The 8,425-nt window shown below is 57.8% G+C and carries 12 protein-coding genes, 2 tRNA genes and 1 other RNA gene; 14 read left to right on the top strand and 1 reads right to left on the bottom strand.

Features of this window, described 5'->3' with window-relative positions; genetic code table 11:
- Nucleotides 1-55 precede the first annotated feature (55 nt).
- The 13 genes from ACV4UY_RS01615 to ACV4UY_RS01555 all read left to right on the top strand — a co-directional run bounded on the left by ACV4UY_RS01615 (nt 56) and on the right by ACV4UY_RS01555 (nt 7,007).
- Nucleotides 56-238: a helix-turn-helix transcriptional regulator gene (locus ACV4UY_RS01615; RefSeq protein WP_491605918.1), complete on the top strand. Its 183-nt coding sequence runs from the start codon at nt 56-58 to the stop codon at nt 236-238.
- Nucleotides 239-962: 724 nt separating this feature from the next.
- The gene (locus tag ACV4UY_RS01610; RefSeq protein ID WP_491605917.1) at nt 963-1,322 is read left to right on the top strand and encodes a YfdP family phage-associated protein; all 360 of its coding nucleotides are present in this window, start codon (nt 963-965) and stop codon (nt 1,320-1,322) included.
- A 9-nt stretch (nt 1,323-1,331) separates the two neighbouring features.
- Nucleotides 1,332-2,180 (top strand): DUF2303 family protein, encoded by an 849-nt coding sequence (locus ACV4UY_RS01605; RefSeq protein WP_491605916.1) that lies wholly within the window; start codon nt 1,332-1,334, stop codon nt 2,178-2,180.
- A gap of 70 nt (nt 2,181-2,250) precedes the next feature.
- Nucleotides 2,251-2,652: a Mor transcription activator family protein gene (locus tag ACV4UY_RS01600; RefSeq protein WP_491605915.1), complete on the top strand. Its 402-nt coding sequence runs from the start codon at nt 2,251-2,253 to the stop codon at nt 2,650-2,652.
- Nucleotides 2,649-2,981 (top strand): hypothetical protein, encoded by a 333-nt coding sequence (locus ACV4UY_RS01595; protein WP_491605914.1) that lies wholly within the window; start codon nt 2,649-2,651, stop codon nt 2,979-2,981. The genes ACV4UY_RS01600 and ACV4UY_RS01595 overlap by 4 nt, the downstream gene beginning before the upstream one ends.
- A gap of 219 nt (nt 2,982-3,200) precedes the next feature.
- Complete coding sequence (locus tag ACV4UY_RS01590; RefSeq protein WP_491605913.1) at nt 3,201-3,710, top strand: hypothetical protein; 510 nt, start codon at nt 3,201-3,203, stop codon at nt 3,708-3,710.
- A 6-nt stretch (nt 3,711-3,716) separates the two neighbouring features.
- Nucleotides 3,717-3,783, top strand: an RNA gene (locus ACV4UY_RS01585) — hammerhead ribozyme type II.
- Between the two features lie 23 nt (nt 3,784-3,806).
- Nucleotides 3,807-4,268, top strand: a complete 462-nt coding sequence (locus ACV4UY_RS01580) for a hypothetical protein (RefSeq protein WP_491605912.1) — start codon at nt 3,807-3,809, stop codon at nt 4,266-4,268.
- A gap of 15 nt (nt 4,269-4,283) precedes the next feature.
- Nucleotides 4,284-5,060 (top strand): hypothetical protein, encoded by a 777-nt coding sequence (locus ACV4UY_RS01575; protein WP_491605911.1) that lies wholly within the window; start codon nt 4,284-4,286, stop codon nt 5,058-5,060.
- A 7-nt stretch (nt 5,061-5,067) separates the two neighbouring features.
- Nucleotides 5,068-5,143 (top strand) — tRNA-Arg (locus ACV4UY_RS01570).
- A 172-nt stretch (nt 5,144-5,315) separates the two neighbouring features.
- Nucleotides 5,316-5,392, top strand: a tRNA-Pro gene (locus tag ACV4UY_RS01565).
- Between the two features lie 32 nt (nt 5,393-5,424).
- Nucleotides 5,425-5,703, top strand: a complete 279-nt coding sequence (locus tag ACV4UY_RS01560; RefSeq protein ID WP_491605910.1) for a hypothetical protein — start codon at nt 5,425-5,427, stop codon at nt 5,701-5,703.
- Nucleotides 5,704-6,590: 887 nt separating this feature from the next.
- Entirely contained in the window at nt 6,591-7,007 is a 417-nt protein-coding gene (locus tag ACV4UY_RS01555; protein WP_491605909.1) for a hypothetical protein, read from the top strand.
- A 1-nt stretch (nt 7,008) separates the two neighbouring features.
- Here ACV4UY_RS01555 and ACV4UY_RS01550 read toward each other — a convergent pair whose 3' ends face one another.
- Nucleotides 7,009-7,221 (bottom strand): KTSC domain-containing protein, encoded by a 213-nt coding sequence (locus ACV4UY_RS01550; RefSeq protein WP_491605908.1) that lies wholly within the window; start codon nt 7,219-7,221, stop codon nt 7,009-7,011.
- Nucleotides 7,222-7,479: 258 nt separating this feature from the next.
- On the opposite strand from ACV4UY_RS01550, the gene ACV4UY_RS01545 reads away from it, so the two are divergent.
- Entirely contained in the window at nt 7,480-8,361 is an 882-nt protein-coding gene (locus ACV4UY_RS01545) for a DNA cytosine methyltransferase (RefSeq protein WP_491605907.1), read from the top strand.
- Nucleotides 8,362-8,425: the final 64 nt, after the last annotated feature.

Raw genomic sequence — 8,425 nt, 5'->3', positions numbered from 1 at the left:
ATTATTATCTGATCAATATCAATGAAGTACATCAAAGACAAGAAGAAAGTCCGGGTTGATACCCCTGAAAGAGGTCGAGACGATGACCGGGTTCAAGAAATCCTTCATCTATGACCGGATGGCCAAGGGGCGCTTTCCAAAGCAGCACGGGGATTTCGGAACACGGGCGGCGCGCTGGTTGTATAGCCAAATTGTGGCGTGGATCAACGGCACATGGGTTCCGCCCCAGATGGTGTGAGATGTTAAACCTCGATGAAAGCGTCGTGCTCGGCCTGTATGTGGACGAGCTTTGTTCGCTTCGACAGATCGCCAACCGGTTTGGATGCCATCGAGATTCGATACGTAGGATCCTGCGAAAACACCGGATCCCCATCCGGGGGTCCAAGGTCGCATTCAAACCGGATCATACCGTTGCGGCGTTGGATGAACAAGAGGTCGTGCGGCGGTATGTCGTGGAGGTTCAATCCGTTGAGAGTCTGTCCGAGGCGTTTGGATGTCCCATCTGTCGGATTCAACGGATCTTGCATGATAATCAGGTAATCATGCGCAAGAAGGCGGATTATGCCAGACATATCTGGAGAAAGAATCGCGCGCGGTCCCCAACTGCCGCCGCTCCTTCGGCAGTTCCAGCAGGATGGGTGAGTCAGTACGGCAACTGACTCACCCAGGCAACAGAGGCTTTCCCTGGACTCGGACGGCGCGATCGTCTGGCCCACGTCACGGGCCTTGTTTACTGCCCATTCACTCCAACACGGAGCGCAGTCCATGAAAAACAAATCGGGTACCACCCAGACCCAACGTCCCATGACGACCCAAAAGCCCGCGACCGGCACGAAGCCGAAGAAAGGGTGTTGAGGAACGAACTTTCCGGATGAGGCCCTCCGGGTTCGGAGAGCCTACAGACATGTCATGTTTAAGTTTTTGTCAGTATCATAACTTTTATTGTTGAAAGGAGCCGCAGAATGGAGGACGAACAAGAAAAATTCATCGATTTCATGCGGGAGTTGCGGCGCGGGAAGACGTTGCCCGAGCTGGACGCCTGTCTGCGTGAGCTGGTCGCGGCGGTTCAGGAGACCGGCAAGCCTGGGCAACTGTCCCTGGTGATCAAGATCGCCCCGGCCAAGGGGAATGAAGGGGTGCTGAATGTCACGGACACCGTGACGACCAAGATTCCCGAGGCCGACCGTGGTGTCAGCATGTTCTTCGCCACGCCGGAGAACACCCTGGTCCGCAACCAGCCTCGTCAACGCGACATGAAGGATCTTCTCGACCTGCCGGATTCCGATGTCGTCCCTCTCAAACGCAACACTGGAACCAAATAAGGAGCCCGCATGAACATCACCAAACCAGCCCCCGAAGCCGATGGGCAAGATCGGCATAACCTCGTCGAAAGCACTGCCGCGCTTGCCGCGGCGGCCATGACCGTCCAGCACGTCAATGACGTGCCGGTGGTGGTGGTCCCCGATGGGTTTCGTGTGGATAGTCTGGAGGGTCTGCTTGACCGCCCCAAGCGGACCGAGGCCATGGTGCATCTTCTGACCCTGGATGCGTTCATCGAATACTTCAACAAGCACTCTCTCCCGAACAGCGCGATCTTCGCCACGAACCATAAGCATGAAATGAAGTTGACGGCGATCCTTGATTTCCATGCGCGCGGCGAGCCGGCCTGGAGTAAGCATCATGCGCTCTTCGAGTTCCCCGACTCCAAGGAGCTTCAGGCGTGGGGCGGAAAGAATGAGAAGCGGATGAGCCAGGAGGAGTTCGCCATCTTCCTGGAGGACAACCTCATCGATATCGTCTCCCCGGACGGGGCCACCATGCTGGAGGTGGCCACCACCCTGCAGGTCAAGAAAGGGGTGGAGTTTCACTCTTCCACCCGGATTTCGGATGGGCAGGTACAACTCTCCTATCAGGAGACGCTGACTGGCTCCACCCGCAAGGGGACGGTTGAGATCCCGGAGCGGTTCACCATCCAAATCCCGTTGTTTCAAGGTGGGGAGATCTACCCATTGGAAGCCCGGCTTCGCTATCGGCTGGAAAATGGAAAGGTTTCCTTCTGGTTCAGCCTGCTTCGTCATCACAAAGTGATCGATGCGGCGTTCGAAGCGATGGTCCAGAAGGTCGAGGTCGCCACCAATACCAAGATCATGATGGGCATTGCGCCTCCGGTCTGGGCGTAGGCATGACCCCATCCCCGCCCGGAGTGGATCCGGGTGGAGATTCGCACAGAGCAGACCAGGAGGGCACGACATGAGCAGCACCCATCAACCGGTTGACCTCAAGGCAGTGGTGGAGCCACCCCCAACGAGAGAGGATCTCCCCGGCATCCTGGGGGAGATTGCCGATCATGTTGGTTTGGATACGGCGCGCATCATCCTGAAAGAGCATGGGGGAACGCGGTTTTTCGTGCCGCGCAAGATGCGCGTGCTGCACAAACTGGCCAACCTGCTGGGCTTCGAGCAGGCGAGCAGGTTGGCGAAGGAGTTCGGTGGGGAGACTCTGACCATCCCGCGCGGGGCGGCAATAATACGCAAGCGACGCAACGCGGAGATCATTCGCCGGTATGATGCGGGCGAGAGTGTGCGTGATCTGGCGCGGGCGAAAGAACTCTCGGAGCGGCAGATCTACGAAATCTTGGGGAGAACCGGATGAACGCTGGAGACGAAGCATGGTGGCAGCCGAATCGTTTCGGCTGCTATCACGAGGTCATCGGAACCCAGGATGTAACCGGAGTGACCTTTTTCGCCTGTCATGGCGCGTCATGCCCGTATTTCAATCCAGATCAAGCATGCGTGCATGCCCAGCTCATGACCACGGAGACGGGTGAACCCTGGTGGCGGCAGGATAGGTTCGACTGCTGCAACCCGGATTTCGGTGGCCCGCCACCCACGGGGTTCGTCGGTCCCTGCATGGGGGAAGACTGTTGGCTGTTCAACGAATCGGTGGTCTGTCCGCATGCCACCCTGGCCGAGGAGATTTAATGCGATGGATGATGCGAATGAGATGCCGTGGAAGATCGTCTCCTTGCTGGGGGGATTGTACGCCGGCTTGATGCTGTTCAAGTGGTATCGCACAAGGTCTCTCCGACGGGTGCGGAGAGTGAGACCTTGCAGCGTTTCACCCCCTGACCAGGGCATAAAATTCCATCCGGATCAGGATGGAACATACCTTTTCAACAACCAATCGAGGAATGAATCAGCATGATGGATCAAAAGATCAGTCTTTATGCGATCAATCCGGCGGCGCTGGCGCCGATTCTGGGATCGATCGAGGCGCATGCCAAGTTGACGCTCCATGGTGTCGAAACGCTGAGGGAGTTGGCCGAAAATCTGGCCGGTGGCCCCGTCACCGATCAGGGGCCGACCGGGGCGAGCGGTCCACGCTGTGACACGGGTGGGAAGCCGGTGTCCTCGGCGGCTGGCCGGGTCGGACGGATGGAGCCGATCGGACCGACGGAGGGTTGCTGCTCGTCGGGAGAGAAGACGGAATCGACGGCGAGCGCCCAGCAACCCTTCATTCGCGTGGAGTCGGACAAGACCAGCGGTTCGGAGCGCAAGAACAAGGATGAGGCCCCTTGTCCGGGAATCCGTGCGTTCGTCATGCCTCTGGGCGGTCTCACGATTCGGGAAGAGGGCGAGGAGAGCATGGAGTTGCTCATCGATCCGAGATTCATCGAGGATCTGGTGGCCATGTTCATGCCGAAGCGCTGATCCGTGACGCGAAACCACCCCAATCGGGGTGGTCGTCGGGGCGTGGCGGCCCTGGCCTGACGAGCAGCCAGATACAAGAAAAGAAGGAGAGAGCCCATGTTTGTCGCCCACTTCCAGACCGACAATCCGGAGGAGTTTGGACGGTTCCTTCGGGGGTTGCTCGGATTCCAAAATGGGACGCCGGATGCGGCCCAACCGAATGGGATCGAGATGCGGACACCCCTGATGCAACTGCCTCCTCCGGAGGTGGGTTCCATCGATGGGGAGCGCTTCAAAAATGTGGTGGATACCCCGGAGTGCGACGCAGAGGGGATTCCCTGGGACGCACGCATTCATTCCTGCGGCAAGACCATGATCAAGGGACGGTGGCGTCTGAAACGCGGAGTGTCCGAAGAGATGGCCACCACTGTCATCGCGGAGCTGCGTGCCCAACGCGGCGAGAAGGTGGTGGACGGGAAGCTGGTGTATGTCCATGCCATGAACAGTGCGAACCATGTGCCCGGCGCGGAGGGGCAACCCCCGCCGCCAACCCAATTGGATCGTGATCCGGAAGGTTGAGGGAGATAACACACCATGCACGCGACCAGTCAGGAAGCTTATGCGCGGGATGTCGATCGATTTGTGAAGTGGGGCGGGACCATTCCATGCCACCCGTGGGCGCTCGCGGACTATCTGCTTGCCCACGCAGCCACCCATAAATGGGCCACGCTCAAACGGTGGCTGGTCTCTCTCGGCAAGGCGCACGCGACCTTTGTGGGGGGAAACCCCATCCAAAGCACGGCGGTTCAATCCGCGCTCCGGACCATCAAGGCCACACATGGAACCGATTCACGGGAAGTGGCGCGGTTGACCAGCACCCATGTTGATTCGATCTGTCGCACCATCGACGAGGTCAGGAAAGATCGTCTCCTGCTCGAACCATCCTACAACACCGATGATCGCGCGGCGGGATGGCGGCTCCAGGATCGGCGCAACATGGCGTTGATCCAGGTGGGATTCTCCGGAGGTATGGGACGAACGGAATTGGTGGCGTTGTCCTTCGAAGATATTGGATGGAAGAACACGGGCATGGTGTTGCGGTTGAAATGCACCGGGCGCGTCGTCACGATCCTGCATTCCATTCTTTCCTACCAGTGCCCGTGCTGTGCCCTCAAAGCGTGGCTGGATGACTCCGGGATCGAGATCGGACCGGTATTCCAGAGGGTGACGAGACACAACAAACTGGCTGGGCCATTAACAGGGCACGGGGTCTCCCTGGTAATCAAGGATCTGGTCAAGATGATCGGCTTGGATCCGGCCCTTTACAGTGGGTCAAGTCTGCGCGGCCCGGAACAACGATGTCAGACATGATTTCAATGCTCCCGTCGCCCAATGGATAGGGTATGGGCCTTCTATGCCCACAAGTGGGGGTTCGAATCCCTCCGGGAGTGCCAGATAGGCGCGTCTGTGAAATGGGCCAGGGATGGCCGTGATTTTGGTAGCTGATAATGCCTGGAGGCGCACACGCGCGTATTTCTGGGATCCAAGCCCAGGACGGACCACGCCGTCACGTGGTGCGAAAGCCGTACAGACCAGGCTTGACCGGCGGGGAGAGTAGCCGCCTTACGGGGTGTGGCGCAGTCAGGTAGCGCATCGGCTTTGGGTGCCGAGTGCCAGAGGTTCGAATCCTCTCATCCCGACCATCCACAATCACAAACCAAGACAGAGAGGATCCATGGGCAAAGACGATAATTCCCAAGCGCCGGGCAACGATGGTTTGTGGCCGCCCCGTAAACGTGATGGTGATGGCAATTTCCCGGAGTGGCATTGTGCGCAGGATGGGGAGGACAGCCCTCCGGAGAGTCGATGCTTCTGGGATTGTCCGGATTTCGATCCGATTGTGAAATGCGAATGGGCCGAGCACGACGGCGGAGATTTTGTGGATTCCGCTTGTGCGGAGGCCCTGGAGAATCCCGAGAACCACGGCGATCCGGAAGATGATTCCGGTGCCTGATGAATCCCAGTGTGATCTGGTAAGCACGCCACGCTACGGGAAAATCCGTGGACGTGATGAGGAGAAACCGCGATGAATCCCCATCGCCCTGGTGTAGGGTCCGCATGATGGCCGGATAGCCATCTCACCACCCTTTGGGAGAGAGCGATCTCGATGGACAACGAATTCCTGTAGTGAGGCATCCCATTCCGCATCCGGATTCTGGACGATCTTGTGATCTGGCTGAATCCGGATGCCATTCTTTTTGAGCGCATGGAAACAATCGGACGCTATTTCGATTGATCATGATATTTATTATATTTAACCTGTTAGAGGCGAGGGTGAGTGACCATGAATGAGATGATCCCGAAGGCAATTTCCCGGAGTGGCATTGTGCGCAGGATGGGGAGGACAGCCCTCCGGAGAGTCGATGCTTCTGGGATTGTCCGGATTTCGATCCGATTGTGAAATGCGAATGGGCCGAGCACGACGGCGGAGATTTTGTGGATTCCGCTTGTGCGGAGGCCCTGGAGAATCCCGAGAACCACGGCGATCCGGAAGATGATTCCGGTGCCTGATGAATCCCAGTGTGATCTGGTAAGCACGCCACGCTACGGGAAAATCCGTGGACGTGATGAGGAGAAACCGCGATGAATCCCCATCGCCCTGGTGTAGGGTCCGCATGATGGCCGGATAGCCATCTCACCACCCTTTGGGAGAGAGCGATCTCGATGGACAACGAATTCCTGTAGTGAGGCATCCCATTCCGCATCCGGATTCTGGACGATCTTGTGATCTGGCTGAATCCGGATGCCATTCTTTTTGAGCGCATGGAAACAATCGGACGCTATTTCGATTGATCATGATATTTATTATATTTAACCTGTTAGAGGCGAGGGTGAGTGACCATGAATGAGATGATCCCGAAGGGTGCCTGGCGGTGGGGTGGCAACCCGAGAACCGACATCTACCTGGCCACCGAGCACGGGGGGCGCTTGCTGGTGATGGATTTTGTGCGGATGGGTTTGGATAGTGCCCAGCCAAGATTCATGGGGTGCTCCGCCTCGGAGCTGTGTCGGTTCCAGGTGGGAAGTCCGACGGTTCGGGGCATGATCCAAGCCAGACAGGACCCAAGCGTCTATCGGTATGACATCGCCTCGATTGACCACCCGGTGGCGAGGCTGATCGAGCGGAGCGGGCAGTTGCTCGATTGCCTCACGCGGCTCATCGACAACGATGGGGGTGAAGGGAGTCCATATAACGCGATGCGGTACAGCGCAGCGCGGGATGAGGCGAGGCGGCTCATGAGGGAGATCGAGGGGTGAATCAGCGTACCCTTCTGAAACTGTAACGATCCTTGATCCGCTCGGCCAGAAAATGGCCCTTGGACGGCGCGTTCAGGAGTTGGTGAAAGAGAGCCTCTGGAACCCGTGAGTATTGATAAACGTTCCCGTTCTGGAATTCGACTTCCAGAACGCCGTTGAGAGGTTCGTGTCCAATGGAGCGGATGTTCGATGATTGGACTTGAATGCGGTTCATATACCCTATATCAACCATTTAGGAGTTACCGGTGAAGCCATCGACATCCATTCCACCCCAAGTTCGGTTGTTGCTCATCAGCGCCTTGGAAAAGGCCCATCATGAATTATGCACGTTACACGGCCTCACGGTATGTGACCATGCCGCACCTGCCGCAACGTGGGTGATCGATCATTCGACCCTGATTGGTGAGTTGGCTACAGTCTTGGATCATCTTAACTCACTCTTTGGTGAGATTCCAGGGATAAGCCAACAACCGTGATTGCTGCGTTGAAAGCCTACTACAACGAGAACGACCCGAAAAAAGCCGCGTGGTTGAGGGAGTTGATCCGGCGCGGCTTGATTGCGCCTGGAGAAATCGATGAGCGAGACATCCGAGACGTGCGACCATCCGACTTGGACGGATACGACCAGCACCATTTCTTCACCGGCATCGGCGGGTGGCCCCTCGCCCTGCAACTCGCTGGGTGGCCGGATGATCGACCAGCGTGGACCGGATCCTGTCCATGCCAACCTTTCAGCCAGGCAGGCAAAAGATGCGGGTTTGCTGACGAGCGGCACCTTTGGCCGGCATGGCAATGGCTCATCGAGCAATGTCTACCAAGAACCGTCCTTGGAGAGCAGGTTGCCCGTGGCGGGAACGCTTGGATGGACCTTGTATGCGATGACCTGGAAGGAATGGGTTACACCATCCGGGCGGCGGTTCTCCCGGCTTGCAGCGTCGGCGCGCCACACATCAGAGAACGGTTATTCTGGATGGGTGTCTCCGACAGCACGAGATGGCTCTCGGGGAGGACTTCCTCCAAGGCCGCACGACACGGGGGTGCCATTGAGCCAACAAGCGGCGATGACATCGGGATGGGCAACTGTGAGCGCCAGGGATTGGAGATCGGACAGAAGCCGGAAGACAAACCGGGAGATGTACGGGACAAAAGGCGCTCCTTTAGCCCGCCAGGCTCTTGGGATCAATACCGATGGATTGGATGTGATGACGGTAAGGAGAAGCCTGTTGAACCCGGAACACTGCCGTTGGCTGATGGGGTACCCGCCCGAGTGGTGCGAATCGGCGGTTACGGCGATGCAATCTTGCCCCAGGCCGCGGCGGAATTCGTCCGGTCGGTAATGGAAGCCTTGACTTGAATCACCCGGGAGGCCAGCACGGACATGGCCGAAAGACAGTGCCGAACCAGATACGAATTCTACA

The organism is Candidatus Magnetaquiglobus sp. (genome assembly GCF_058402785.1).
This window is presented reverse-complemented; position numbering and strand designations above follow the sequence as displayed.